Below are 25,826 nucleotides of genomic sequence, written 5' to 3' on the forward strand. Positions count from 1 at the left end.
CACACTCAATGCAAATTTCATAAACAGACTGTCCCGGCCTGCCGCAAGCGGCTGATGGACAGCGCAAAGGAGAGTAGCAAGATGACAGCGATTGCCGAACTGCGCGCGGAGTTCGATCAGCTCAACCGCGATTACCTGGCGGTGCACAAAACCAAGGAAGACCTGTTCTGGGACACCTATATGGCGGTGTCCGACGACCACGACGGTTTCGCCCGCGCCGAAGCCGACTACAAGGCCTTTATCTCCAGCCCGGAGCGGCTGGCGGCGGTGCGCGCGGCCTTGGATCGTTTGCAGGCGCAGCCGGCCGGCGCGGAGCGCGACGCCTTGCTGCACGGCTATCAGGGCTGGCTGGCGCTGTTTGAAAGCAACATCATCGACAGCGCGGCGGCGCAGGAACAGATGCGCCGGCTGATCGAGATGGAGGCCGGGTTGTTCGCCAAGCGCCGCGACCTTGCGCTCAGCCACATCAACGAGCGTGGCGAGCGCGAAGAGGCGACGCTCACCATGCTGGCCATCAATATGGCCACCAACCCGGATCTCGCCGCGCGTAAAAGCTCGCACGACGCCTTGCTCGACCTGGAGCGCTGGGTGCTGGACAACGGCTTTCTCGACATCGTCAAACAGCGCAATGCGCTGGCGCGCAGCCTGGGCAGCGCCGATTATTTTGAGTACAAGGTGCGCAAGAACGAGCAGATGACGTCGGATGAGCTGTTCGCCGTGCTCGACGATTTCGAAGCGCGCACCCGCGACGCGAATCAGCGGGCGCTGCGGCGCTTGGCCGACGACAAAGGCGCGGACGCGCTGCTGCCGTACAATCTGCGCTTTCACATGAGCGGCGACGTGACTCGGCAGATGGATCCCTATCTGCCGTTCTCCAAGGCGGTGGAACGCTGGGTGCTGAGTTTTCGCCGGCTGGGCGTGCAGTATCGGCAGGCCACCATGCAGCTGGACTTGGTGGAGCGCAAAGGCAAGTATCAGAACGGTTTCTGCCACGGGCCGGTGCCGAGCTTCTACGACGACGGCCGCTGGGTGCCGGGCCGGATCAATTTCACCGCCGACGCCACGCCGGATCAGGTGGGCAGCGGCGCGCGGGCGATCAATACCTTGTTCCACGAAGGCGGCCATGCCGCTCACTTCGCCAATGTGATCCAGAACGCGCCGTGCTTCTCACAGGAGTTCGCGCCCACCTCGATGGCTTACGCCGAAACTCAGAGCATGTTCTGCGACAGCCTGCTGAACGACGCCGATTGGCTGAAGCGCTACGCCCGCAACGCCGCGGGCGAGGCGATGCCGGACGCGCTGATCCGCGCGCGCATCGAGGCGACCCAGCCTTTCTTCGCTTTCTCCGAGCGGTCCATCGCCGTGGTCGCTTACTTCGAGCGTGAGCTGTACCGGCTGCCGGAAGCGGAACTGACGCCGGAGACGGTGTTGGCGCTGGCGCGCCGCTGCGAGCGCGAGATCCTGGGCGTCGAATGCGGCCCGCGGCCACTGTTGGCGATTCCGCATTTGTTGAACCAGGAGTCGGCGGCGTCTTATCACGGCTATTTGCTGGCGCATATGGCGGTGTATCAGACCCGAGCCTACTTCCTGCGCGAATACGGCTACCTGACCGACAACCCGGCGATCGGCCCGCTGCTGGCCGAACATTACTGGGCCCCGGGCAACAGCCTGGATCACGACGCCACTTTGCTGAGCCTGACTGGCGAGCATTTCAACGCTCGATACCTGGCGGAGGCCTGCGACCTCAGCGTGGACGAGGCCTGGCGCGAAGCGGAGCGGCTGATCGCCGCCGCCGCGGAACGGAACTACGCGCGGGATTACCCGGAGCGGCTGGACGCGACGATACGGCTGGTGCACGGCGCCGAGCTGATCGCCGACAACACCGCGGGGGAGGCGGAAATGTGCCGTCGTTTCGAGGCGTGGGTGGGGGAGCGTTATCCGGCCGCGGCGCACTAAGAGCCTGTTCATAATCTGCTGCGCTGCGGCGATACGGCGTTGAAACCCGCTTCGAAATGCTCATGTACAGTATGTGCATTCCGCTTTTCGCTAGTTTTCGCCTTGTCTCGCCTTAGCTGGCGAGATCGTAAACAGGCTCTATAAGAACGCAAAAACGGCAGCCCGCGGGCTGCCGTTGTCTTTGTCTTCGCTCAAGCCTGGCGGTAAATCAGCCGGCCCTCAAACAGTAGTTCGCTGGCGTCCAGCCGGGCGTCGCCGCTGGGCGGCGCGGCGCGCTCGAACACGAAGCGCTGGCCCTGATATTCGATCCAGGCGTTGATCGGCTCGCCCTGGAAACGGCCCAGCACTTCCTCTGAACGGGTGACGAAGGCGTTGTCGGGCAGCACGAAGCCTTGCTGCGGGGTTTCCGCCGGGGCGTCTTCCAGCGCCCAGTTGTCGTCGCCGGGCGGTTGAGGATCGTTGCGGGTGGCCATTTGCAGCCACATGCGGAAGGCCCAGTGCGGGAGAAGCACGCGGTGAACGCGTTTGTCGTCGGTAATCACGCAACGCACCGGAAAGCCGGCGCCGCAGGACGGGCAGCGCGCCTGGGCCGCGAGGAAGATCTTGTCCTGCTGCTTGCTGGCGATACCTTCCATATGCTCCGAGCTCACCATCGCACGGCAGTTGGGGCAGTGTTTACCGAAACGGCGCACGCTGTTGCCGTTGGCAAAGGAAATCGGCAGGAAACGGGAAATCTTGTCGGGTCTGGCCATCGCTAGGGGTTCCGGAACTGAAAAACGCGGTCCGCCGGGCTAGGCGGCCGCGGCGGTTTCGGCCCTCATTATACCCCGGCCTCGGCATGGAAGGGCTCCAGCGTCAAACGGCACGCCATGCGATGGCTGGCTCCGGGAGCCAGCTCTCGGGCATCGTCGCCGGCGTTGGCGGTTTCCACGCAGACGAAATCAAGCCAGGCGGTTGTCGGCAAGTCGCCCAGCAAGGCCGTCTTCTCCGCTGCCGGGTTCCATACCACCACGCTGCCGGCGCCTTCCGCTGTGACGCGAATGCAACGCTGCCAGACCGGGTCGCGGAGCAAGGCGGGCCGCTCGCTGTAAACAATGCTGTCCACTTCGCCGTGAAAGCGGAATTCACCGTCTGGCCAGCGGCTTTCGCGGCCTGCCACCTTGTCGTGACAGCGTGCGCCGTCCAGGCCGGACAATGTGGCCTGACGCGCGTCGCCCACCGCCAGATAGCTGTGCAGCGCGGCGCTCAGCCGCAGGGGACGATCCCCGTGGTTGCAGGTGCTTAGCGCCGCCTCCACCGCCGTGCTCAGCCGGTATTCTATTTCCGCCGTCAGGCCGTCGTGTTCGGGGCCGGAGAGTTTCACGTGGAACGCGCCGGCGTCTTCCCGCACCTCGTCCAGACGCCAGGCTTGCGTGCGCGCCACGCCGTGGGCCGGCTGCGTCGGGTCGTCCGGATGCGGGCCGAACCAGGGCCAGCACAGCGGCACGCCGCCGCGTATGGCCTTGCCCGGCTGGTAGCGCGCCTGCGGCGACAAATACAGCAAGGGCTGCTCGCCGGCGGCGCGGAAGCTGAGCAGTTGGCCGCCCAGCAAGGATATTTCCGCGTGGAAATCCGCTGTGGCAATCACGAGAATATCGACGCCGGGCGCGCGGTTGGACAGCGAGGCGGCGGGAGGCAGGACGACGGACATACGGGTTTCCGGGCAAAAAAACCGATGATAGCGCGCTATAGCCAGCGGCGCAGCGTCCACAACGGGCCTATCAGCAGGAATTGCAGGTCGCGAAGGAAGGAGGGCTTCTTGCCTTCGATCGCGTGGCCGACGAACTGGCCGATCCAGGCGACGACGAACAGCGCCAGAGAGAGGAGGGCCAGCGGCAGGCCCGCGCGCGCCGCGGCCTCCAGCGCCAGCAGCATGGGCAGGCACATCGCCGCCATGGCCAGCGCAGGGGTTCGGCCCAGCCGCCAATAGAAGGCCAGGCCGGCGGCCACCGCCAGCCAGGCCGGATTCAGCGGCGCCGGGACGCTGGAGAGCAAACCCAACAGTGCGAACACGATGGCGGGCACGCAGATTTTGTGGATGCGGATATTGACGGGATGGCGGTGACTGAGATCATACTCTTGCAACCATTGCTCAAGCGTCATGTCAGGCCTCGCTAACGGGCGACGGACTTCCATCTTGGCGCAGACGCGGGACGGCGGCAATGCTCGCGGCCGGTTTTGTCTGCGCTGGATCAGGGGCTTGCGAGCCGCCTTGGGCTACAATCCTTTTGCCAACCGTTCAATCTTCTGGGTTCCCAAGGTGTCATCCACAGCACAACCGCGTTATCTGCGCATCAAGGAATACATCCTTGAAGGCATCCGTTCCCGCCAGTTTCTGCCCGGCGGCAAGATTCCGCCCGAGCTGGAGTTGGCGCGCCAGTTCCAAGTGTCGCGCATGACCGTCAACAAGGCGGTGCGCGATCTGGCCGAAGCCGGCATTCTGCTGCGTTTCGCCGGCGACGGCACTTATGTGGCCGAGCGCAAAGCCGAATCGCCTTTGCTGGACATCAACAATATCTCCGAGGAAATCGAGGCGCGCGGCCACCGCCACAGCGCCGACGTTTACGAACTCAAGGCCGTGCTCGCCACCGAGGACGTGGCTTTGCGCCTGGGGGTGAAGGAAGGCAGCACGGTATTCCGCTCCTTGATCGTGCACCGTGAGGACGACGTCGCCATCCAGTTGGAAGACCGCTACGTCAACCCGGCCTTCGCGCCGGATTACCTGGAACAGGATTTCAGCAGCCGCACGCCCAACGACTACCTGATGAAAAATTGTCCGCTGACCGATATCGAGCACAGCGTGGAAGCGGTGCTGCCCAGCGCGGCGGAGCAGGCAATGCTGGACATGACGGCGCGCGAACCCTGCCTGTTGGTTTTACGCCGCACCTGGTCGCACAAGAAGCTGGTCAGCTTTGCGCGGCTGACCCATCCGGGCTCGCGCTACAAGCTGCGTTCGCAAACCCGGGTCAAGCGCTAAGCGCTCGCGCCGTAGCGCCTGCTGGCGCGCCGTGTTGCAATGTATATACAAATAAGCGTTGAGTTTTCGCGTTCGTACAAGCCGCCTTTGGGCGGCTTTTTTTGTTGCCATGCAGCATCAAATGATTGTCCTATAAGCAAAATCTGCCAATTTGGCTATTTACAAAAATCACGGCTCCAAACTTGACAGGGGGTTTGGATAGGATTAATTGTATATACAAATAACCCGCAGCGAGCCCACCATGAGTCAAGCCGAAACGGATCGCCGCAGCCTGTGGATCAACGCCAGGCTGGCGACGATGGACCCCAGCCTCCCGGCGCCTTACGGCGCGTTGGAAGGCCATGCGCTTTTGCTGGAAGCCGGCCGCATCGTCGCGTTGCCGGCGGCCGCCGACATTGACCCCGCGGGCTTCGACGGCGCGGTGATCGACGCCAAGGGCGCTTGGATCACCCCAGGCTTCATCGATTGTCACACCCACTTGGTTTACGGCGGCAACCGCGCCGCCGAATGGGAAAAGCGCCTCAACGGCGTGCCTTACCAACAGATCGCCGCCGAGGGCGGCGGCATTGTCTCCACCGTGCGCGCCACTCGGGCGCTGGACGAAGCCGGCCTGGCCGCCGCCGCTAAGCCGCGGCTGCGCGCGCTGATGGCCGAGGGCGTGACCACGGTGGAAATCAAGTCCGGCTACGGCTTGAGCCTGGAAGACGAACTCAAGCAGTTGCGTGCGGCGCGGCGTTTGCGGGACGAACTGCCGGTGGAGGTGTCCGCCACCCTGCTGGCCGCCCACGCCTTGCCGCCGGAGTTCGCCGGCCGCGCCGACGCCTACATCGACCACATCGTCGACGCCATCCTGCCTGCCGCAGCCGGCGCCGGCTTGGCCGAGGCGGTGGACGCTTTCTGCGAAAGCGTGGGATTCAGCCCGGCGCAGACCCGCCGCGTGTTCGAGGCGGCGCGCGCCCACGGCCTCAAGATCAAAGGTCATGTCGAGCAGCTGTCCAATCTGCACGGCGCCGAACTGGTGGCCGAGTTCGGCGGCTGGTCCGCCGATCACGTTGAATACCTGGACGCCGCCGGCGTGGTCGCGTTGAAGGCCGCCGGCACCGTGGCGGTGCTGCTGCCGGGCGCCTTCTATTTCCTGCGCGAGACCCGGAAACCGCCGGTGGAACTGCTGCGCGCCGCCGGCGTGCCGATGGCGGTGTCCACCGACCTCAATCCCGGCACCAGCCCGTTCGCCTCCATCCGGCTGGCGATGAACCAGGCCTGCGTCCTATTCGGCCTGACGCCGGAAGAGGCGCTGGCCGGCGTTACCCGTCACGCGGCGCAGGCGCTGGGCCGCGGCGGCAGCCACGGCCGGCTGGCCGCCGGCCATGTAGCCGACTTGTTGGTGTGGGACATCGATTCGCCGGCCGAGATCGTTTACGGCCTGGGCGACAATCCTTTGCGTCAGCGCGTGTTCCGCGGCGTGGCGCAGCATATGAAAGGCTGTTGAAGCATGAGCGTGGACATGACTGTTTGGAGCGGCCGGATCGACGCCGGCGAGGGCGATCTGGCGCGGCGCTGGCATCAAGTGGCGCAGCCCTACGCTGCCGGGCTGGAGCCGGGCGTCGGCATCGTCGGCTTTGCCTGCGACGAGGGCGTGCGCCGCAACCAGGGTCGCGTCGGCGCGGCCGCCGGGCCGACGGCGATCCGCAAAGCGCTGGCCAATCTGGCCTGGCACCAGGCGCTGCCTTTGTGCGACGCCGGCGACGTGGCCTGCGCCGACGGCGACCTGGACGCCGCGCAGGCGCGGCTGGGCGAACAAGTGCGGCGGCTGCGCGTCGACGGTCATTTCCCGCTGGTGCTGGGCGGCGGTCACGAAACCGCCTACGGCACTTGGCGCGGCTTGGCGGCGGCGCATCCGGGCAAGGTGATCGGCATTGTCAATTTCGATGCCCATTTTGACCTCCGCGAAGCGGCCGAAGCCACTTCCGGCACGCCGTTCGCCCAAATCGCCGCCGACTGCGCGCAAGCCGGCCGGCCTTTCCACTATCTGTGCCTGGGCGTGGCAGAGCCGTCCAACACCCAAGCACTGTTCGCCCGGGCCCGCGCGCTGGGCGTGCAATGGACCTTGGACAGCGACATGACGCTGGATACCTTGTCCACGGTGCGCGGCGCGATGATGGCCTTCGTCGATCAGGTGGACATCGTCTACCTGACCATAGATCTGGATGTATTGCCCGCCAGCGTGATGCCGGCGGTTTCCGCTCCCGCCGCCATGGGGGTGGCGCTGCCAGTGGTTGAGGCCCTGGTCCGGCGCCTGGCCGAAAGCGGCAAATTGGCGGCCGCCGACCTGGTGGAATTGAACCCGGCCTTCGACATCGACAGCCACGGCGCCAAGACCGCCGCCCGGTTGGCATGGAGCATAGGCCGGCATCTGAAACAAGCCTGAACCCGATAGTAGCGATAGCGTCATTCCCCGCCCGCCGGGTCACAACCGGCGGCGGGCTTACAAAGGAGAATACCGATGTCCGACCCGCGTTTTGATCCGACCCGCCACATCCGCGCGCCGCGCGGAGCCGAATTGACTTGCAAGAGCTGGCTGACCGAAGCCGCCTACCGCATGATCCAGAACAATCTGGACGCGGAAGTGGCCGAGCACCCGCAAAGCCTGGTGGTGTACGGCGGCATTGGCCGCGCCGCCCGCGACTGGAAGTGCTACGACACCATCCTGGACGTGCTCAAGCGTCTGGAGGACGACGAAACCCTGCTGGTGCAATCCGGCAAGCCGGTGGGCGTGTTCAAGACCCACGCCGACGCGCCGCGCGTTTTGATCGCCAACTCCAATCTGGTGCCGCACTGGGCCAATTGGGAGCACTTCAACGAGCTGGATAAGAAGGGCCTGATGATGTACGGCCAGATGACCGCCGGCTCGTGGATCTACATCGGTTCGCAAGGCATTGTGCAGGGGACCTACGAAACCTTCTTCTCCGTGGCTAACCAGCACTTCGACGGCAAGCCGCAAGGCCGCTGGATTCTGACCGGCGGCCTGGGCGGCATGGGCGGCGCCCAGCCGCTGGCCGCCACCATGGCCGGCTTCAGCATGATCGCCGTCGAATGCGACGAGACCCGCATCGATTTCCGTCTGAAAACCCGTTATGTGGACCGCAAGGCCAAGACCCTGGACGAGGCGCTGGCCATCCTTGACGAGGCCAAGCACAGTGGCAAGGCGGTGTCTGTGGGCCTGTTGGGCAACGCCGCCGACGTGTTCACGGAGCTGGTTGAACGCGGCATCACTCCGGACGTGGTCACCGACCAGACCTCGGCCCACGACCCGGTGCACGGCTATCTGCCGCAGGGTTGGACGGTGGAGCAATGGCGCGCCAAGCAGAAAACGTCCGCCGCCGAAATCACCGCCGCCGCCAAGCAGTCGATGGCGGTGCAAGTGCGCGCGATGCTGACTCTGCAACAACGCGGCGCCGCCACGCTGGACTACGGCAACAACATCCGCCAGATGGCGCTGGAAGAAGGCGTGGCCAATGCGTTCGACTTCCCCGGCTTCGTGCCGGCCTATGTGCGCCCGCTGTTCTGCGAAGGCATCGGCCCCTTCCGCTGGGTGGCGCTGTCCGGCGATCCGGAAGACATCTACAAGACCGACCAGAAGGTCAAGGAATTGATTCCGGACGATCCGCACCTGCATAACTGGCTGGATATGGCCAAGGAGCGCATCAGCTTCCAGGGCTTGCCGGCGCGTATTTGCTGGGTGGGCCTGAAGGACCGCGCCCGTCTGGGCCTGGCCTTCAACGAGATGGTCAAGAACGGCGAGCTCAAAGCGCCCATCGTGATTGGCCGCGACCACCTTGACTCCGGTTCGGTGGCCTCGCCCAACCGCGAGACCGAAAGCATGAAGGACGGTTCCGACGCCGTGTCCGATTGGCCTTTGCTGAACGCCTTGCTCAACACCGCCGGCGGCGCCACCTGGGTGTCGCTGCATCACGGCGGCGGCGTGGGCATGGGCTTCTCCCAGCACTCCGGCGTGGTCATCGTCTGCGACGGCAGCGACGCCGCCGCCAAGCGGGTGGGCCGCGTGCTGCGCAACGACCCGGGTACCGGCGTGATGCGTCACGCCGACGCCGGCTATGAGATCGCCGAGAACTGCGCGAGAGAGCAGGGATTGGACCTGCCGATGCTGAAGCGCTGAGAACTTATGTTCTGAAGGTAGGGATGCCGCCGCCGCGCTCACGCAGGCGGCGGCTGACGGCAGCCGGGAAGGCCCGGCTGCCGTGGCTCCGCACGACAAGCTTGTACAAATAAGCGGCGGAGCAGGCAATCGTCTTGCAAAGGAAAAAAACGGTCATGTTGTTCTTGCGCGTTCGTTAGAGACGCGCCGGCGCGCTCGCGCCCGCAGTCCACATGGTTTCGTCATGACCTGGCGCTGATTCCGCGTCTTGGTCTTGTGATCCGTCCACGCTGGCTCTACAGTTTGCCGGCGCTGGGTTGCGCAACGAAACATGTCGGGCCGCGGAATGCGGCGTAGCGGGCGCATCCGCGTTCGGCCGGCAAGCGCAGCCATGCCCAGGAGGAGAGAGATGCAGACACAAACACTGACGCGCGGTCTGACCGCCCGTCACATCCGTTTCATGGCGCTGGGGTCGGCCATCGGCACCGGCTTGTTCTACGGTTCGGCGGCGGCGATACAGATGGCCGGTCCGGCGGTATTGCTGGCTTATTTGATCGGCGGCGCGGCTGTCTACATGGTGATGCGCGCGCTGGGCGAGATGGCGGTGCATAACCCGGTGGCGGGCTCCTTCGGTCATTACGCCACTAGCTACCTTGGCCCCTTGGCCGGGGTGATCACGGGTTGGACCTACGCTTTCGAGATGATCATCGTCTGCCTGGCCGATGTGACCGCCTTCGGCATCTATATGAGTTTGTGGTTTCCGGAAGTGGACCGTTGGATCTGGGTGCTGAGCATCATCTTCTTCATTGGCGCCTTGAACCTATGCAGCGTCAAGGTGTTCGGCGAAATGGAGTTCTGGCTGTCCATCGTCAAGGTGGGGGCCATTGTTGCGATGATCATCGGCGGCGTGGCCATCATTCTGTTCGGCTTTGGCAGCGCCGAGGCCAGCGGTCTGCACAATTTGTGGTCGCACGGCGGCTTTATGCCCAATGGCTGGGGCGGGGTGGTCGCCTCGCTGGCGGTGGTGATGTTCGCCTTTGGCGGCATCGAAATCATCGGCATTTCCGCCGGCGAGGCGCAGGACCCGCAGCGCACCATTCCGCGCGCGATCAATGCGGTGCCGGTTCGCATTCTGTTGTTCTACGTGCTGACGCTGACTGTGCTGATGTCCATATTCCCATGGCCGCAGATCGGCAGCCAGGGCAGCCCCTTCGTGCAGATTTTCGAAAGCCTGGGCATTCCCGCCGCCGCGCACATTCTCAACGCGGTGGTGATCTCGGCGGCGATTTCGGCGATCAACAGCGACATTTTCGGCGCTGGCCGCATGCTGTACGGCATGGCGCGTCAGGGCCAGGCGCCGCAGAGCTTCGCCAAGCTGTCGGCCAACGGCGTGCCGTGGATGACGGTGCTGGTCATGGCCGCCGCCTTGCTGGCAGGCGTGGTGCTCAACTACCTGATGCCCAAGGATGTGTTCTTGTTGATCGCCTCCATCGCCACCTTCGCCACGGTGTGGGTGTGGCTGATGATCTTGTTGTCTCAGGTGGCGATGCGCCGCCAGATGAGCAAGGAGCAGGCCGCGGAACTGAAATTCCCGGTGCCGTTCTGGCCGTACGCCCCGCTGGCGGCGATTGGCTTCATGCTGTTCGTGATCGGCGTGCTTGGTTACTTCGAGGATACCCGCTCCGCGCTGTTGGTGGGCATGGTGTGGGTGGCGCTGGTGGTGGCTGGACATTTCCTGTGGAGCCGAGTGCTGGCGCCCGGCGTGGAGGCGCAGGCTCAGCGCGACGCCGCATAAAGGCTAGGCGCAAGGTTTTTATCCGGCGGGCGCGGGCTCGCCGGAACATTCAAGCCGCTTGCCGGCAGAGCGCGATAACACCAAAACAGCGCTCACCGCGGCGAGCGGCGCTGCAAACGTTTTAGAAGGAGAATCTCAAGATGGTATTGAACATTGTTCCCGGCACGCTCAGCCTGGCCGAGCTGCGTCGCGTTTCACGTGAAACCGGTTTGCAACTGCAACTGGATCCGTCCAGCCACGCCGCCATCGACGCCTCCGCCGCCACCGTGGCGCGGGTGCTGTCCGAAGGCCGCACCGCTTACGGTATCAACACTGGTTTCGGCTTGCTGGCCAACACCCGCATCGCGCCGGAAGAGCTGGAATTGCTGCAGCGCTCCATCGTGCTCTCCCACGCCGCCGGCATCGGCGCGCCGATGGACGAATCCACCGTGCGGCTGGTGATGGCTTTGAAGATCAACTCGCTGGCGCGCGGTTTTTCCGGCATCCGCCGGTTGGTGATCGAAGCGCTGATCACCCTGTTTAACCAACGCATCTACCCGGTGATTCCGCAGAAGGGCTCAGTGGGCGCGTCCGGCGATTTGGCGCCGCTGTCGCATATGAGCGCGGTGCTGATCGGCGAGGGTGAAGCCTTCGTCAACGGCACCCGCGTGCCGGGCGCGGTGGCAATGCGTTCCGCCGGCCTGGAGCCGATTACTCTGGCGCCCAAGGAAGGCCTGGCTTTGCTGAACGGCACTCAGGCATCCACCGCCTTCGCGCTGGAAGGCCTGTTCGCCGCGGAAGACCTGTACGCCTCGGCCTCGGTGGCCGGCGCGCTGTCAGTGGAAGCCGCGCTGGGCAGCCGCACGCCGTTCGACGAGCGCATCCACGCGGTGCGCGGCCACGCCGGCCAGATCGACGCCGCCCGCATTTACCGCAGCCTGCTGGAGCATAGCGAGATCGAGCGTTCGCATGAGAACTGCGGCAAGGTGCAGGATCCGTATTCACTGCGCTGCCAGCCGCAAGTGATGGGCGCCTGCCTGACCCAGATTCGCCAAGCCGCCGCGGTGCTGACGGTGGAAGCCAACTCGGTGTCCGATAACCCGCTGGTGTTCGCCGCGGACAACGACATCCTGTCCGGCGGCAACTTCCACGCCGAGCCGGTGGCCTTCGCCGCCGACAACCTGGCCTTGGCGCTGGCCGAAATCGGCTCGCTGTCCGAACGCCGGATGGCGCTGCTGATCGACAGCAATCTGTCCAAGCTGCCGCCCTTCCTGGTTAACAACGGCGGGGTCAACTCCGGCTTCATGATCGCCCAGGTCACCGGCGCGGCCTTGGCTTCGGAAAACAAATCGCTGGCGCATCCTGCCTCGGTGGACAGCCTGCCTACCTCGGCCAACCAGGAGGACCACGTGTCCATGGCCACTTTCGCCGGCCGCCGTCTGCGCGACATGGCCGGCAACACCGCCGGCATCCTGGCGGTGGAACTGCTGGCCGCTTGCCAGGGCGTGGACTTCCGCGCGCCGCACAAGACCTCGGCCAAGCTGGAAGCGGCCAAGGCGGAGTTGCGCGAGCAAGTGAGCTTCTACGACAAGGACCGCTACTTCGCGCCTGACATCGAGAAAGCCGCCGCGCTGGTGGCCAGCGGTTCCTACAACCGCTTCGTCGAGCCCGGCCTGCTGCCGTCGCTGTAATAACTTGTTCACAGTCTCGCGAGCAAGGACGAGACAAGGCGGAAACAGCTGAGAAAGCGAAGTGTTTTCAACGCCGTCTCGCCGATGCGCAGTAGACCTTGAACAGGTTCAGCCGCCAACCGCGTAAACGGAAAGCGGAGCTTGTAAAACGCCGGCTCCAGGTTTTGCCTGGGCCGGCGCGCTTGTTTCCGGCAAACCGGCGGCGATGCCGATAATCATGAGCCATCAGACCCTGATGCGTGTCGGGGCGAGCCCGGCGCTGCCGACTTTCCTGTACTTCAACCCGCCTTTGCTGGGCTTTGGCTGGATCGCCGCGATACTGCCGTGAGGGCATGAAAAAGCCCCGCTGAGCGGGGCTTGATTGAAGAGGCGAGCCGCGTTTAGAGCCAGCTCAAAGTCCCGCGAGCTAGGGCGAGACAAGGCGAAAACGGCTGAGGAAGCGGAATGGTCAAGTGGTACATGAACATTTCGAAGCTGTGCTCACCGTGCCACGTCTCACGACGCGCAGCAGACTTTGAACAGGTTCTTAAAACACCACCGGCTCGTCCGGCCGCGCCGGCGCCGCCGACTGGCCGAAAATATCCTTCCAGCCGGTGTATGCGGTCACGTACAGCACCGGGAACCACAGCAAGAGGCCAAGGCCCAGCGGAATCATCGCGATGAAGGCCAGTACCGCCAGCATCAGGCCGCTCACTAATACCGCGCCCCAGTTGGCGAGGCCGGCTTGCAGGCTGGCGCGGATCGCCTGCCACGGGCCGGCCTGGTTCAGCGTCACCAGCGCCGGCGCGAACCAGTAAGCCAGGCTGACCAGGAACACGGCCACGCCGCCGATGAAGGCGGCCAGCGCGATAGGACCGGCGATCACCGGGATCGCGTTGGGGTCGCTCTTGGCCACGCTTACCCCCATCGCGCCCATCAACAGGCCCAGCGCGATGCCGATGACGATCAGGATGGCCAGGTACAGCATGCCCACATTGATCAGCGGGCGCAGCGCGGTCTTGAAGCCGGCGAACAAATCACCCAACTCCAGCTCCGATCCCTGCTCGCATTTCTTCGCCGCCAGGATGAAGCCGGCGGCGAACACCGGCGCCAGGAAGAAGGACAGCGGGCCGCCCAGCAAGGGGATCATGCTGACGATGAAATTGATCACCAAATAGGCCAGCGCCAGCAAAATCCAGGTCAGCGGCTGCTGGCGGACAATGTAGAAGGCCTCCACGATCCAGCGCCAGCCGCGCCCGAAAGCGACTTTGCGCGGAGCGGGTAGGGCATCGAATGATTGCATCTAAATCTCCAAAAAGGTTGTGCCAAACAAGCCGGCGGCGCTTGGCGGCGCCTGCCTGCTCGCGTCATTGCGTCGTTTGCGCGGCAAAAAGACAGAGCCAGACTGACCGCGATTTGCGACGCGGGTTTCCCCGCTTGCGCCTTTTATCCGCATTATGCCCATTTGTCATTGATAGAATCGGAAGCGGAATTATTCGCAGGCTTTTGATTCAAAATGCATTTTGCGGCTACATCGGCATTATCTTGCAAAACGGCCGCATCCGGCTATTTTTCGCATCCCTTCATGCCGCCGCGGTATTCCACATGGCGCAGCGGTTGCCGCCTATGGTGAAAATCGGCGATAATTCCATGATTTTGCGACGGTTGGTCCATGCCGGAGGCATGTTCGGGTGGCGCGGCCGTCGTCCCGGTTTCCACACAAGTCTTGAGGTTTTCCCGAAATGGTCACCCGTACCGAGCTTGCCAACGCCATCCGTTTCCTGTCCATGGATGCCGTTGAAAAAGCCAAATCCGGTCACCCCGGCGCCCCGATGGGGATGGCAGACATCGCGGAAGTATTGTGGCGCGATCACCTGAAACACAACCCGGCCAACCCCAATTGGCCAGACCGCGACCGCTTTGTGCTGTCCAACGGTCACGGTTCCATGTTGATCTACAGCCTGTTGCACCTCTCCGGTTACGACCTCTCCATCGAAGACCTCAAGCAGTTCCGTCAGCTCCACTCCAAAACTCCCGGCCATCCCGAATACGGCTACGCTCCCGGCATTGAAACCACCACTGGCCCGCTGGGTCAGGGCATCACCAACGCGGTGGGCATGGCGCTGGCCGAGAAAATGCTGGCGGCGCAGTTCAACCGTGACGGCCATCAGATCGTAGACCACCACACGTACGCTTTCCTGGGCGACGGCTGCCTGATGGAAGGCATCAGCCACGAAGCCTGCTCGCTGGCCGGCACTTGGGGCCTCAACAAGCTGATCGCCTTCTGGGACGACAACGGCATCTCCATCGACGGCCACGTGGAAGGCTGGTTCACCGACGACACGCCGGCTCGCTTCGAAGCCTACGGTTGGCAGGTAATCAAGAACGTCAATGGCCACGATCCGGTGGAAGTGGCTACCGCCATCGCCACCGCGAAGAAGGAAGGCGCGCGTCCGACGCTGATCTGCTGCAAGACCACCATCGGCTTCGGCGCGCCCACCAAGCAGGGCAGCCACGATTGCCACGGCTCGCCGCTGGGCGCGGCCGAAATCGCCGCCGCGCGCGAAGGCTTGAACTGGCCGCACGCGCCGTTCGAGATTCCGGCCGAGATCTACGCCGAGTGGAGCGCGCGCGACAAGGGCGCGCTGGCGGAAATCGAATGGAACAAGCGCTTCGACGCCTACCGCGCCGCTTATCCTGAACTGGCCGCCGAATTCAGCCGCCGCATGCAGGGCGAGCTGCCGGCCGGTTGGGAAGAGACCAAGGCCGCCGCCTTGGCCAAGATCGCCGACGCCGCGCAGACCGTGGCCACCCGCAAGGCCAGCCAGATCGCGCTGGAAGCGCTGTCTCCGGCGTTGCCGGAATTCGTCGGCGGCTCCGCCGACCTGACGGGTTCCAACCTGACCAACTGGTCCGGCTCCAAGTGGATAGACCACGACGGCCAGGGCAACTACATCAGCTACGGCGTGCGCGAGTTCGGCATGGCCGCCATCATGAACGGCATGACCCTGCACGGCGGCCTGCGCCCGTACGGCGGCACCTTCCTGATGTTCAGCGAATACGCCCGCAATGCCCTGCGCATGGCTTCGCTGATGAAGATCAACCCGATCTTCGTGTTCACGCACGATTCCATCGGCCTTGGCGAAGACGGCCCCACCCACCAGCCGGTGGAACAAGTGGCCACGCTGCGCTACATCCCCAACCATCACACTTGGCGTCCGTGCGACACCGTCGAAACCGCGGCGGCCTGGGCCCACGCCGTCGAGCAGAAGACCACGCCGAGCAGCATGGTGCTGAGCCGTCAGAACCTGCCCTTCGTCGCCCGCGACGCGGCGCAATTGGCCGCCATCCAGAAGGGCGGCTACGTGCTGCGCGACGCCGCCGGCGCCCGCGCGGTGCTGATCGCCACCGGTTCCGAAGTGGAACTGGCGCTGAAAGCGCAGGACGCGCTGGCGGCCGAAGGCATCCCCGTGCGCGTGGTGTCCATGCCCTGCACCAATGTGTTCGATCGGCAAGACAAGGCCTGGCGCGATAGCGTGCTGCCGGCCGGTTTGCCGCGACTGGCGATCGAAGCCGGTCATCCGGACTTCTGGCGCAAATACGTGGGTCTGGAAGGCGATGTGGTCGGCATTGACCACTTCGGCGAATCCGCTCCGGCCCCGCAGTTGTTCCAGGCCTTCGGTTTCACCGTCGACAATGTAGTGGCCAAGACCAAAGCCCTGCTGTGATGTAAAGACAGGCCATTGCGAAAGCAATGGCCTTTTGTTCGCCGTTTCATGTAGTGGACGCACTACACAACACGCGGAGCGCCGGCCGGGAAGCTGGGCGCTCCGGATCGTCCCCCAGGAGATTTAGAAGCATGACTATCCGCATCGCCATCAATGGTTACGGCCGCATCGGCCGCCAGGTACTGCGCGCCATCTACGAAAACCAGCTGCACGACGATTTCAAAGTAGTGGCCGTCAACGCCACCGGCGATCTCAACATCAATGCCCATCTGACCAAGTTCGACACCGTGCACGGCCGCTTCCCCGGCGAGGTCGAGCAAGACGACGCGCACCTGATCCTGAACGGCGACAAGATCCCGTTCTTCAGCACCCGCAACCCGGCGGAACTGCCGTGGAAGGAACTGGATGTGGATCTGGTGCTGGAGTGCACCGGCGCCTTCACCAGCAAAGACAAGTGCCAGGCCCACCTGGACGCCGGCGCCAAGAAGGTGCTGATCTCCGCGCCGGGCGGCGATGATGTCGACGCCACCATCGTTTACGGCGTCAACCACGATGTGTTGAAGCCGGAAATGACCGTGGTGTCCAACGCCAGCTGCACCACCAACTGTCTGGCTCCGGTGGCCAAGGCGCTGCACCAGGCCATCGGCATCAAGAAGGGCCTGATGACCACCATCCACGCCTTCACCAACGACCAGGTGCTGACCGACGTCAAGCACAAGGACCTGCGCCGCGCCCGTTCCGCCACCGACAATATGATCCCGACCAAGACCGGCGCGGCCAAGGCCGTGGGCCTGGTGCTGCCGGAGCTGAAAGGCAAGCTGGACGGCTTCTCGGTGCGCGTGCCCACCATCAACGTGTCGCTGGTGGACCTGACTTTCAGCGCCGCGCGCGACACCACCAAGGACGAAGTCAACGACATCCTGAAGGAAGCCGCCAACGGCGCGATGAAAGGCATTCTGGGCTACAACACCTTGCCGCTGGTGTCCGGGGACTTCAACCACACCGAGGAAGCCTCCACCTTTGACTCCACGCTGACCAAAGTCACCGGCGGCAATATGGTGAAAGTGCTGGCCTGGTACGACAATGAATGGGGTTTCAGCTGCCAGATGCTGCGCACCGCGCGTGCGATGTTCGCTTGCTGATGACGATGTGATTCGGAAAATCCGGGCCGGCGCGCCACGCCGGCCCGGATTTTTTGCGTCTGCTAGCGCCGGCGCTACATCCACCGGCATTTGATTGGTGTTAAGGTAGGGCCGTTTTTTTGGCATACACTTGCCTGGCGATCATGAATATCGCTTCCGCTGAACTCGCCGTCACAGGAAAGCAGCATGCGACAGAACCAAGCATTGTCCCGCCCTGAGAAATGGGTCCGGCTGGCCTCCTGGCTGGTGGCTTTGGTGTTCGCCGGCTTTTTGTCCAACCTGGGCGAGCTGGTGATCCGCGACCTTTTCTACGTGCCGGACGGCGGCCCGCCGCAGCTGGAAGCGCTGCAACAGCAAGCCGGCGTTGCGCCGTTGCGGCAACGGCAGCAGGCGCTGCAGCGTCAGAACGACGCCCAGCGCCTCCAGCTGGAAAACCTCGGCGCCACCCGAGAACAGCTGGAGCGCAATTACCAGACCCAGCGCAAGGGCCTGGCCAATTGGCTGGCCAGCCGCGCCGCCAGCGCCGATCCGCGGCAAAGCGCCGAAGTCAGCCGCCGTACTCGGGAACTGGACGCCCTTCAGGCGCAAATCCTGCAATGGCAGCAGAAGGAAGACCGGGCGAGCGACGGCCTGCGTGCGTTGGAGCACAGCCGGCAGGCCCTGCAGAGCCAGATCGACAAGGCCGAGGCCGTCGCCCAGGATCGTTATCAGCAGGCCTACCAGCGTTTTGAGTTGAAAGTGTTCCTGCTGCGGCTGGCGGTTATTCTGCCGCTGCTATTGCTGGCGGTATGGCTGTTCAGCCGTTACCGGACTCATCGCTACTGGTTCTTCGTTTACGGCTTCGGGCTGTTCGCCTTGTTCGCCTTCTTTGTCGAGCTGTTGCCCTATCTGCCTAATTTTGGCGGTTACGTGAGGCTGGCGGTGGGCATTGCGCTGACGGTGTTTGCAGGACTGCGCATGATTCAGGCCTTCCAGCGCTACGCGGAGAAGAAGCGCGCCGAGCTGCAGCAAAGCCAAAGCGAGCGCGCGCGCCATGTGGCTTACGCCCAGGCCTTGGGCGCCTACCAGAAGAAAACTTGCCCATCCTGCGACCATCAATACAATATTGCCGGCGACGACGCCGACTACTGCGTGCATTGCGGCCTGCAGCTGTTCCGCAGCTGCGGCTGCGGCGCGCGCAATTTCGCCTTTTTTCCGTACTGCAAAAAATGCGGCCGCCCCGGCGCCAAGCCGGAGTCTGCGCCGATGAATCAATCGACAAGCGAATCCAAACCCGAGCGAGCGAACGATGAAATTCAATAAACTTTCCGAACAGGCCCTGGCCGGCAAGCGCGTGCTGATCCGCGTGGACATGAACGTGCCGGTGAAAAACGGCGTCATCGGCGACGATACCCGCATCCGCGCCAGCCTGCCGTCCATCGAGCTGTGCCTGAAGGCCGGCGCTGGCGTCATCCTGATGACCCATTTGGGCCGCCCCACTGAAGGCGAGCCCAAGCCGGAAGACAGCCTGGCGCCGGTGGTGGAGCGCTTGTCCGGCCTCTTGGGCAAGCCGGTGCGCCTGGTGGCGGACTGGCAGTCCGGCTTCAGCGTGGCGCCGGGCGAAGTGGCGATGCTGGAGAACGTGCGCCTGAACAAGGGCGAGAAAAAGAACAACGCCGATCTGGGCCGCGCCTACGCCGCCTTGTGCGACGTTTTCGTCAACGACGCCTTCGGCACCGCTCACCGCGCGGAAGCCTCCACCCACGCGGTGGCCCAGTTCGCGCCGGCCGCCTGCGCCGGCGTGCTGCTCTCCGCTGAGCTGGAAGCGCTGGGCAAGGCGCTGCAAGCGCCGGCGCGGCCTCTGGTGGCCATCGTCGCCGGCTCCAAGGTGTCCACCAAGCTGACCATTCTGGAATCTCTGGCCGACAAGGTTGACCAGCTGATCGTGGGGGGCGGCATCGCCAACACCTTCTTGCTGGCCGAAGGCAAGGCCATCGGCAAATCGCTGGCCGAGGCCGAACTGGTGGAGGAAGCCAAAAAGGTGATCGCCAAGATCCGCGCCCGCGGCGGCGACGTGCCGCTGCCGGCCGACGTGGTCTGCGCCAAGGAGTTCGCCGAAACCGCCGCCGCCGTGACCAAGAGCGCGGCCGAGGTGAGCGCCGACGACATGATTCTGGACATCGGCCCGGATTCGGCGCGCGAACTGGCCGCCATCATCGCCAAGGCCGGCACCGTGGTATGGAACGGCCCGGTGGGTGTGTTCGAGTTCGAACAGTTCGGCGGCGGCACCAAGACCCTGGCTCAGGCCATCGCGGCCTCGCCGGCCTTCTCCATCGCCGGCGGCGGCGATACGCTGGCGGCGATCGCCAAGTACGGCATCACCGACGACATCAGCTATATCTCCACCGGCGGCGGCGCTTTCCTGGAGTTCCTGGAAGGCAAGGAGCTGCCGGCGGTAGCTATCCTGGCCGAGCGCGCTAGCTGAGGCCAGGGAAAAAGGCTATCAGGATGAATGGCTTGCGTTACACTGTTTTATTCCTCGCCGTTTCATGCTGATGGCCCACCCGCCGGAGATACTCATGTCGCTCAATACTTGGTTGCTGTTCGTCACCACCGTGTTTTTCGTCTCGGCCACGCCCGGCCCCAATATGCTGCTGGCGATGACCCACGGCATCCACTACGGGGTGCGGCGCACGCTAATGACGTGTTTTGGTCTGATGACGGCGCTAGGTTTGATCATGTTCGGCTCCGCCGCTGGCCTGGGCGCGGTGCTGGCCACCTCCGAACTGCTGTTTTCCTTGGTAAAATACGCAGGCGCCGCCTATCTGATCTATCTGGGAATCAAGACTTGGCGCAGCCAGCCGCAGCCGGTGGAGGAAATCCGCGAGGCGGCGACCGGGAAGCACACGCCCTGGGGCATGTTCCGCACGGGCTTCCTGGTGGCGATGAGCAATCCCAAGGCCTTTATTTTCTTTACCGCGTTGTTCCCCCAGTTTATGAACGCGCAACAGCCGCAGGGGCCGCAGCTGGCGATCCTGGCGGCGACGTTTTACGTGATCGAGGCGTCCTGGCAGCTGGCTTACGCCGGCGGCGGCGCGCGTTTGGCCGGCTGGTTGAATAGCGCGCGGCGTCTCAAGCTGGTCAACAAGGTATCCGGCGGCGCTTTTGTCGGCGCCGGCGTATTGTTGTCCAGCGTGTCCAGACACTGAATTGATGAATTCGCCTCGGGCCGCGGCGCGGTCCGGGCGCCAACCATGCTCCGCTCAGGCGGAGCAGTTTGCGGAGATTGAACACCATGGCTCTCGTTTCCATGCGTCAGCTGCTGGACCACGCAGCGGAATTCGGCTACGGCCTGCCGGCCTTCAACGTCAACAACCTGGAGCAGATGCGCGCCATCATGGAGGCCGCCGACAAGGTGAACGCTCCGGTGATCGTGCAGGCCTCCGCCGGCGCGCGCAAATACGCCGGCGCGCCCTTCCTGCGCCACATGATCCTGGCCGCGGTGGAAGAATTCCCGCACATCCCGGTCGTGATGCATCAGGATCACGGCACCAGCCCGGACGTGTGCCAACGCTCGATCCAGCTTGGTTTCTCCTCGGTGATGATGGACGGTTCGCTGAAGAGCGACGGCAAGACCCCGGCCGACTATGACTACAACGTCGACGTCACCCGCACCGTGGTCAACTTCGCCCACGCTTGCGGCGTGTCGGTGGAGGGCGAGATCGGCTGCCTGGGCAGCCTGGAAACCGGCATGGCCGGCGAAGAGGACGGCGTGGGCGCCGAGGGCGTGCTGGATCACAGCCAGTTGCTGACCGATCCGGAAGAAGCGGCCCAGTTCGTCAAGGATACCGGCGTGGACGCATTGGCCATCGCCATCGGCACCAGCCACGGCGCTTACAAGTTCAGCAAGAAGCCCACCGGCGACGTGCTGCGCATCGACCGCATCAAGGAAATCCACGCCCGCATCCCCAACACTCACCTGGTGATGCACGGTTCCTCCAGCGTGCCGCAGGAATGGCTGCAGATCATCAACGAGTTTGGCGGCGATTTGGGTGAAACCTACGGCGTGCCGGTGGAAGAGATTGTGGAAGGCATCAAGCACGGCGTGCGCAAGGTCAACATTGACACCGACCTGCGCCTGGCCTCCACCGGCGCCATCCGTCGCTTCCTGGCCCAGCACCCGGCCGAGTTCGATCCGCGCAAATACCTGAAAGTGTCCACCGATGCGATGCGCGACATCTGTATCGCCCGCTACGAGGCCTTCGGCTCTGCCGGCCAGGCCAGCAAGATCAAGGCGATCAACCTGGACACCATGGCCAATAAATACCTGAAGGGCGAACTGGCGCAGATCGTCAAGTAAGGATCTGCCTTTTTGCCCGGACCAGCCCGCCGCGAGCGGGCTTTTTTGCGGGCGGGCGTCTAGCCACCTTGACGTATTGGAGGCCCGGCCCGGATTGCTTACACTGCGGTATCCGCTTAATGCGCACAGAGGCAGGCGATGAAACTGAATCTTTTGTATTTTGCCCGCTTGCGGGACGAGTTTGGTCTGGAGAGCGAACACTTGGACAGCGACGCGGCCACGGTGGAGGAGCTGCTGGTGGAGTTGCGGCTGCGCGGCGAGGTCTGGGCGCGGGAGCTGGCCGCTGACCGGGTGTTCCGCGTGGCGGTGAACCAGCAGATGGCGCGCTTGGACTCCGCTTTGAGCGACGGCGACGAGGTGGCGGTGTTTCCGCCGGTGACCGGGGGATGAGCATGGGGCCGTTCACGGTGCGGGTGCAGCCGCAGCGTTTCAGCGCCGGCGCGGAAATCGACGCGCTGTCCGGCAACCCGGCTTGCGGCGCGGTGGTGAGCTTCAGCGGGCTGGTGCGGGATTACGGCGACAGTCGCGATGTGACAGCGCTGGAACTGGAACACTATCCGGGCATGACCGAAAAAGCGTTGGAAGCCATTGTGGCGGAGGCGCGCCGGCGCTGGCCGTTGCAGGCGGCCACCGTCATCCACCGCGTTGGGCGGCTGAGTCTGGGCGAGCCCATCGTGCTGGTGGTGGTGGCCAGCAGCCACCGCCGCGACGCTTTCGCCGCCGCGGAATTCCTGATGGACTACCTGAAGCAGGACGCGCCGTTCTGGAAAAAGGAAATTCTGGCCGATGGCAGCGCGCGCTGGGTGGAAGCCAAAAACAGCGACGCTCAAGCGGCGGAACGCTGGCAATGAGCCACCAGGCGCTGATTCTGGCCGGCGGCCGCGCCACGCGCATGGGCGGCGTCGACAAGGGCCTGGCGATGTTGTCCGGGCAGCCTCTGCTGGCGCACGCCTTGGCGGCGCTGGCCGCGCAGACGCCGCTGGCGAAACGGGTATGGATCTCGGCCAACCGCAATCTGGACGCGTACGCAGGTTTCGGCTGTCCGCTGCTGCCGGATAGCCTGCCGGACTACCCGGGACCGTTGGCCGGAGTGCTGGCGGCCTTGGAGCGCGACGACGGCGCGGTCTGGTTGGTGATGCCTTGCGACGCGGTGCGGCTGCCGGCGGATTTCTCGCGTCGTTTGCTGGCGGAAGTGGCGGCTGGCCGCCAAGCGGCCAGCGCGAGGGACCGCGAAGGCTGGCATCCCAGCCTGCTGGCCCTGGGGCCTGGTCTGCGCGCCGGTCTGGCCGCCTATCTGGCCGGCGGAGGCCGTTCCATCCGCGGCTGGCTGGGCGGACTGGACCATGTCGAAGTCGCGTTCGACCATCTCTTCCCCAATCTCAACACCGCGGACGCGCTGGCGGCGCTTGAGGCCAAGCCGGGCGAAAACTGAGGCCGCATGGCGATTTGTTTCGCATCACGAAAGTTTTAACTCTTTGTCATTTTGTTTTGCTATAGTGCGCGCGATCGGAGCGTCTATCGCGGTCCATGGCAGTGGACGGGCGTCTCCTCATTTCGGTCGCGGCCGGCGGCGTCGGCGCGAGCGACAACAAACAAGACAAGGATGCGTTTCGTGAAACTGAAAACCATGAGCCTGTGTCTGGCGGCGAGCCTGGCGTTGTTCGGCTGTTCCTCCGGCTCCGGCAGCTGGGGGCCGGGCGATCAGACCACCGGCGTTTCGCGCCAGCCGGTGGCGGTGAAGATGATCGCCTTCAACGATTTCCACGGCAATCTGGAGATGCCGGGCCAACTGACGGTGCCGGATCCGGCCGATCCAAGCAAGACTGTCAAGATCAACGCCGGCGGCGTCGACTATCTGGCGGCCTGGGTGCAGTCGCTGCGCGCCAAATCGCCCAATACCGTGGTGGTGTCGGCCGGCGATCTGATCGGCGCCAGCCCGCTGGTGTCCGGCTTGTTCCACGACGAGCCCACCATCGAGGCAATGAATTTACTGGGCCTGGACCTCAATGCCGTGGGCAACCACGAGTTCGACGACGGCCAGCAGGAACTGCTGCGCATGCAGAACGGCGGCTGCAAGACGGACGCGCCCACGACTTCCTGCCAGAACGGCAAATTCGCCGGCGCCAAGTTCAAATTTCTGGCGGCCAACGTCAAGAAAAGCGATGGCGGCACCTTGTTCCCTGCCTATGAAATCAAGAAGTTCGGCGGCATTCCGGTGGCTTTCATCGGCATGACTTTGAAAGGCACGCCGGAAATCGTGTCGCCGGACGGCATCAAGGGCCTGAGCTTCCAGGACGAGGCGGCCACGGTGAACCAACTGATTCCGCAGCTGAAGCGACAGGGCGTCTCCGCCGTGGTGGTGGTGGTGCACGAGGGCGGCTATCAGAGCGGCAATTTCAACGAGTGCAATGGCGTGTCCGGCCCCATCGTCGACATCGTCAAAAAACTGGATCCGGCTGTGAAGCTCGTGGTCACCGGCCACACCCACCAGGCCTACAACTGCGTGATCGACGGCCGCCGGGTGACCAGCGCCAAGAATTACGGGCAGTTGTTCACCGAAATCGACTTTGTGCTGGATCCGGCCACCCGTGACGTCACGCCCGGTTCGATTCAGGCGCAGAACCGAGTAGTGGCCCGCGAAATCGCGCCGCTGGCCTCGGTCAGCAATCTGGTCAAGCTGTATAAGGATCTGGTGGCCCCGGTGGCCAATCGGGTAGTGGGCCAGGCCGCGGGCATTTTGGATCGCACCCCGTCGGCGGCCGGCGAAACCGAGTTGGGCGACGTGGTGGCCGACGCGCAATTGGCGGCGGGCGCGGCTCAAGGCGCGGTAGTGGCTTTCATGAATCCGGGCGGAGTGCGAGCCGACATTATCCCCGGCGCCGGCGGCAATGTGACGTACAGCCAATTGTTCACCACTCAGCCGTTTGGCAACGTGATGACCACCTTGACTCTGACCGGCGCGCAGATCGATCAGCTGCTGGAGCAGCAATGGAGCGATCCGTCCAAGGGCAAGATTCTGCAAGTATCCAAGGGCTTCAGTTATAGCTGGAGCCAGGCGGCGCCAGTGGGCAACAAAGTGGACATCGCCAGCATCAAGATCAACGGCATCGCTATTGATCCCTTGGCCAGCTACCGGGTGCAGGTCAATAACTTCATCGCCGGCGGCGGCGACGGTTTCACTGTGTTGACTCAGGGCAGCAACCGGGTGGGCGGCGGCGTGGACGTGGACGTGCTGGAGAGTTATTTCGCCGGCGCGTCGCCGGTGGCGGTGCCGGCGCTGAACCGGATCACGCGTCTGCCTTGAGTTAGGGCGTTGGGGGCAGCCGTCCGCGCGCTTCCAGCGCGCGGAACACCCGCAGCGCCACCCAGGCGTCGTTGCCGGCGTAAGCTTGTTGCGCCGGCGTCAGCGGCAGTTTGGACCAGTTAGTGGTGGACAGTTTCTTGGATTTGCGGAAGTACTGGCCGAACAGCCGCGCCACCGCCTGCACCGCGCCGACGGTGATGCGCGGGTCGTCGCTGTCGAAGCAAGACACCAAGTCCAGCACTCGGCCGCAACGTATGCCCAAGCGCTGCTTCAGCAGCGACTGATCCGAACTGAGTTCGAAGCCCACCAAGAGCCGCTGAGGGTCTTCCAGCAGGGTTTTCAGCTCCGGCGCGCACTGGCCGTCCTGCACCGGGAACAGCCAGGCGCCGTCGTCGCAGGCCAACTGTATCAGGTGAGGGCCGGTCGGTTTTTCGCCTTTGTGGAAAGTGGGGCGGGATTCGGTGTCGAAGCCCAGCACCGCGCAGCCGCCCAGCTCCCGCAACGCGGCGGCGGCCAGTTCCGGCGTGGCGGCCAGCCGCACCTGCTCCGGGGTCAAGCCGGCGAACAGCGGCAGCGCTTTTATCTCCTCTCGAGGAATTTGTCGGGTTGGCAACATGGCGGTCTCGCTGACTTGAGGGTAATTTGCAACCTTACCGCATTTAATGGCGGTGGTCAGGCATAAGCTGTCATATTTTTTGACGGTCCCAGCAGGAGATGCCCAACAACGGTGGAAATATCCTG

The 25,826-nt window shown here is 64.2% G+C and carries 22 protein-coding genes; 17 read left to right on the top strand and 5 right to left on the bottom strand.

Going from position 1 to position 25,826, the window contains the following annotated elements; translation table 11 throughout:
• The first annotated feature begins 81 nt into the window (after nt 1–81).
• Nucleotides 82–1,956, top strand: coding sequence for a M3 family metallopeptidase (locus DXT74_RS03455; RefSeq protein ID WP_194427331.1), 1,875 nt, complete (start codon nt 82–84; stop codon nt 1,954–1,956).
• A 191-nt stretch (nt 1,957–2,147) separates the two neighbouring features.
• Here DXT74_RS03455 and DXT74_RS03460 read toward each other — a convergent pair whose 3' ends face one another.
• From DXT74_RS03460 to DXT74_RS03470, 3 genes are all read right to left on the bottom strand, one after another.
• A complete protein-coding gene (locus DXT74_RS03460; protein WP_194427332.1) occupies nt 2,148–2,708 on the bottom strand; it encodes a hypothetical protein in 561 nt (186 codons plus the stop codon).
• A 68-nt stretch (nt 2,709–2,776) separates the two neighbouring features.
• The gene (locus tag DXT74_RS03465; RefSeq protein ID WP_194427333.1) at nt 2,777–3,646 is read right to left on the bottom strand and encodes a D-hexose-6-phosphate mutarotase; all 870 of its coding nucleotides are present in this window, start codon (nt 3,644–3,646) and stop codon (nt 2,777–2,779) included.
• Between the two features lie 35 nt (nt 3,647–3,681).
• Nucleotides 3,682–4,098, bottom strand: coding sequence for a DUF962 domain-containing protein (locus DXT74_RS03470; RefSeq protein ID WP_043640366.1), 417 nt, complete (start codon nt 4,096–4,098; stop codon nt 3,682–3,684).
• 157 nt (nt 4,099–4,255) lie between these two features.
• Between DXT74_RS03470 and hutC the strand changes: the two genes are divergently transcribed.
• The 6 genes from hutC to hutH all read left to right on the top strand — a co-directional run bounded on the left by hutC (nt 4,256) and on the right by hutH (nt 12,593).
• A complete protein-coding gene (hutC, locus tag DXT74_RS03475) occupies nt 4,256–4,972 on the top strand; it encodes a histidine utilization repressor (RefSeq protein ID WP_019104164.1) in 717 nt (238 codons plus the stop codon).
• Nucleotides 4,973–5,213: 241 nt separating this feature from the next.
• Entirely contained in the window at nt 5,214–6,461 is a 1,248-nt protein-coding gene (gene hutI, locus DXT74_RS03480; RefSeq protein ID WP_194427334.1) for an imidazolonepropionase, read from the top strand.
• Nucleotides 6,462–6,476: 15 nt separating this feature from the next.
• The gene (gene hutG / locus DXT74_RS03485) at nt 6,477–7,400 is read left to right on the top strand and encodes a formimidoylglutamase (protein ID WP_114154891.1); all 924 of its coding nucleotides are present in this window, start codon (nt 6,477–6,479) and stop codon (nt 7,398–7,400) included.
• Between the two features lie 75 nt (nt 7,401–7,475).
• Nucleotides 7,476–9,149, top strand: a complete 1,674-nt coding sequence (gene hutU, locus DXT74_RS03490) for a urocanate hydratase (RefSeq protein WP_019104161.1) — start codon at nt 7,476–7,478, stop codon at nt 9,147–9,149.
• A 388-nt stretch (nt 9,150–9,537) separates the two neighbouring features.
• Complete coding sequence (locus DXT74_RS03495) at nt 9,538–10,923, top strand: amino acid permease (RefSeq protein WP_043640356.1); 1,386 nt, start codon at nt 9,538–9,540, stop codon at nt 10,921–10,923.
• Between the two features lie 140 nt (nt 10,924–11,063).
• Nucleotides 11,064–12,593 (top strand): histidine ammonia-lyase, encoded by a 1,530-nt coding sequence (hutH, locus tag DXT74_RS03500; RefSeq protein WP_043640353.1) that lies wholly within the window; start codon nt 11,064–11,066, stop codon nt 12,591–12,593.
• 526 nt (nt 12,594–13,119) lie between these two features.
• Here hutH and DXT74_RS03505 read toward each other — a convergent pair.
• Complete coding sequence (locus DXT74_RS03505) at nt 13,120–13,875, bottom strand: BPSS1780 family membrane protein (RefSeq protein WP_052370748.1); 756 nt, start codon at nt 13,873–13,875, stop codon at nt 13,120–13,122.
• A gap of 439 nt (nt 13,876–14,314) precedes the next feature.
• On the opposite strand from DXT74_RS03505, the gene tkt reads away from it, so the two are divergent.
• From tkt to DXT74_RS03555, 10 genes are all read left to right on the top strand, one after another.
• Nucleotides 14,315–16,300, top strand: a complete 1,986-nt coding sequence (tkt, locus tag DXT74_RS03510; protein ID WP_194427336.1) for a transketolase — start codon at nt 14,315–14,317, stop codon at nt 16,298–16,300.
• Nucleotides 16,301–16,431: 131 nt separating this feature from the next.
• Entirely contained in the window at nt 16,432–17,442 is a 1,011-nt protein-coding gene (gene gap / locus DXT74_RS03515; RefSeq protein WP_043640348.1) for a type I glyceraldehyde-3-phosphate dehydrogenase, read from the top strand.
• Between the two features lie 186 nt (nt 17,443–17,628).
• A complete protein-coding gene (locus DXT74_RS03520; RefSeq protein ID WP_194427337.1) occupies nt 17,629–18,744 on the top strand; it encodes a zinc ribbon domain-containing protein in 1,116 nt (371 codons plus the stop codon).
• Complete coding sequence (locus DXT74_RS03525; protein ID WP_043640344.1) at nt 18,731–19,906, top strand: phosphoglycerate kinase; 1,176 nt, start codon at nt 18,731–18,733, stop codon at nt 19,904–19,906. Before DXT74_RS03520 ends, DXT74_RS03525 begins: the two co-directional genes overlap by 14 nt.
• Nucleotides 19,907–20,000: 94 nt before the next feature.
• Nucleotides 20,001–20,630, top strand: coding sequence for a LysE family translocator (locus DXT74_RS03530; protein ID WP_043589187.1), 630 nt, complete (start codon nt 20,001–20,003; stop codon nt 20,628–20,630).
• A gap of 86 nt (nt 20,631–20,716) precedes the next feature.
• A complete protein-coding gene (gene fba, locus DXT74_RS03535) occupies nt 20,717–21,781 on the top strand; it encodes a class II fructose-bisphosphate aldolase (RefSeq protein ID WP_043640341.1) in 1,065 nt (354 codons plus the stop codon).
• Nucleotides 21,782–21,919: 138 nt separating this feature from the next.
• Complete coding sequence (gene moaD, locus DXT74_RS03540; protein WP_019103633.1) at nt 21,920–22,171, top strand: molybdopterin converting factor subunit 1; 252 nt, start codon at nt 21,920–21,922, stop codon at nt 22,169–22,171.
• Nucleotides 22,172–22,173: 2 nt separating this feature from the next.
• Nucleotides 22,174–22,632, top strand: a complete 459-nt coding sequence (gene moaE / locus DXT74_RS03545; RefSeq protein WP_194427338.1) for a molybdopterin synthase catalytic subunit MoaE — start codon at nt 22,174–22,176, stop codon at nt 22,630–22,632.
• Nucleotides 22,629–23,213, top strand: a complete 585-nt coding sequence (gene mobA / locus DXT74_RS03550) for a molybdenum cofactor guanylyltransferase MobA (protein WP_194427339.1) — start codon at nt 22,629–22,631, stop codon at nt 23,211–23,213. Before moaE ends, mobA begins: the two co-directional genes overlap by 4 nt.
• Before the next feature lie 180 nt (nt 23,214–23,393).
• Entirely contained in the window at nt 23,394–25,085 is a 1,692-nt protein-coding gene (locus DXT74_RS03555) for a bifunctional metallophosphatase/5'-nucleotidase (protein ID WP_196783818.1), read from the top strand.
• 1 nt (nt 25,086) lies between these two features.
• Here the strand turns inward: DXT74_RS03555 and DXT74_RS03560 are convergent, their stop codons facing one another.
• Nucleotides 25,087–25,701: a 3'-5' exonuclease gene (locus tag DXT74_RS03560; protein WP_043640329.1), complete on the bottom strand. Its 615-nt coding sequence runs from the start codon at nt 25,699–25,701 to the stop codon at nt 25,087–25,089.
• Between the last annotated feature and the right edge of the window lie 125 nt (nt 25,702–25,826).

The organism is Chromobacterium sp. Rain0013 (assembly GCF_015291765.1).
Lineage (GTDB): Bacteria > Pseudomonadota > Gammaproteobacteria > Burkholderiales > Chromobacteriaceae > Chromobacterium > Chromobacterium haemolyticum.

Bases quoted from the DNA above. Each gene is read 5' to 3' on its own strand.
- DXT74_RS03455 (WP_194427331.1), top strand. From the start codon at position 82: ATGACAGCGATTGCCGAACTGCGCGCGGAGTTCGATCAGCTCAACCGC.
- gap (WP_043640348.1), top strand. From the start codon at position 16,432: ATGACTATCCGCATCGCCATCAATGGTTACGGCCGCATCGGCCGCCAG.
- DXT74_RS03505 (WP_052370748.1), bottom strand. From the start codon at position 13,875: ATGCAATCATTCGATGCCCTACCCGCTCCGCGCAAAGTCGCTTTCGGG.
- DXT74_RS03560 (WP_043640329.1), bottom strand. From the start codon at position 25,701: ATGTTGCCAACCCGACAAATTCCTCGAGAGGAGATAAAAGCGCTGCCG.
- DXT74_RS03460 (WP_194427332.1), bottom strand. From the start codon at position 2,708: ATGGCCAGACCCGACAAGATTTCCCGTTTCCTGCCGATTTCCTTTGCC.
- DXT74_RS03470 (WP_043640366.1), bottom strand. From the start codon at position 4,098: ATGACGCTTGAGCAATGGTTGCAAGAGTATGATCTCAGTCACCGCCAT.
- moaE (WP_194427338.1), top strand. From the start codon at position 22,174: ATGGGGCCGTTCACGGTGCGGGTGCAGCCGCAGCGTTTCAGCGCCGGC.
- fba (WP_043640341.1), top strand. From the start codon at position 20,717: ATGGCTCTCGTTTCCATGCGTCAGCTGCTGGACCACGCAGCGGAATTC.
- DXT74_RS03525 (WP_043640344.1), top strand. From the start codon at position 18,731: ATGAAATTCAATAAACTTTCCGAACAGGCCCTGGCCGGCAAGCGCGTG.
- hutU (WP_019104161.1), top strand. From the start codon at position 7,476: ATGTCCGACCCGCGTTTTGATCCGACCCGCCACATCCGCGCGCCGCGC.
- DXT74_RS03520 (WP_194427337.1), top strand. From the start codon at position 17,629: ATGCGACAGAACCAAGCATTGTCCCGCCCTGAGAAATGGGTCCGGCTG.
- DXT74_RS03495 (WP_043640356.1), top strand. From the start codon at position 9,538: ATGCAGACACAAACACTGACGCGCGGTCTGACCGCCCGTCACATCCGT.
- DXT74_RS03465 (WP_194427333.1), bottom strand. From the start codon at position 3,646: ATGTCCGTCGTCCTGCCTCCCGCCGCCTCGCTGTCCAACCGCGCGCCC.
- hutH (WP_043640353.1), top strand. From the start codon at position 11,064: ATGGTATTGAACATTGTTCCCGGCACGCTCAGCCTGGCCGAGCTGCGT.
- hutI (WP_194427334.1), top strand. From the start codon at position 5,214: ATGAGTCAAGCCGAAACGGATCGCCGCAGCCTGTGGATCAACGCCAGG.
- DXT74_RS03530 (WP_043589187.1), top strand. From the start codon at position 20,001: ATGTCGCTCAATACTTGGTTGCTGTTCGTCACCACCGTGTTTTTCGTC.
- mobA (WP_194427339.1), top strand. From the start codon at position 22,629: ATGAGCCACCAGGCGCTGATTCTGGCCGGCGGCCGCGCCACGCGCATG.
- hutG (WP_114154891.1), top strand. From the start codon at position 6,477: ATGACTGTTTGGAGCGGCCGGATCGACGCCGGCGAGGGCGATCTGGCG.
- moaD (WP_019103633.1), top strand. From the start codon at position 21,920: ATGAAACTGAATCTTTTGTATTTTGCCCGCTTGCGGGACGAGTTTGGT.
- tkt (WP_194427336.1), top strand. From the start codon at position 14,315: ATGGTCACCCGTACCGAGCTTGCCAACGCCATCCGTTTCCTGTCCATG.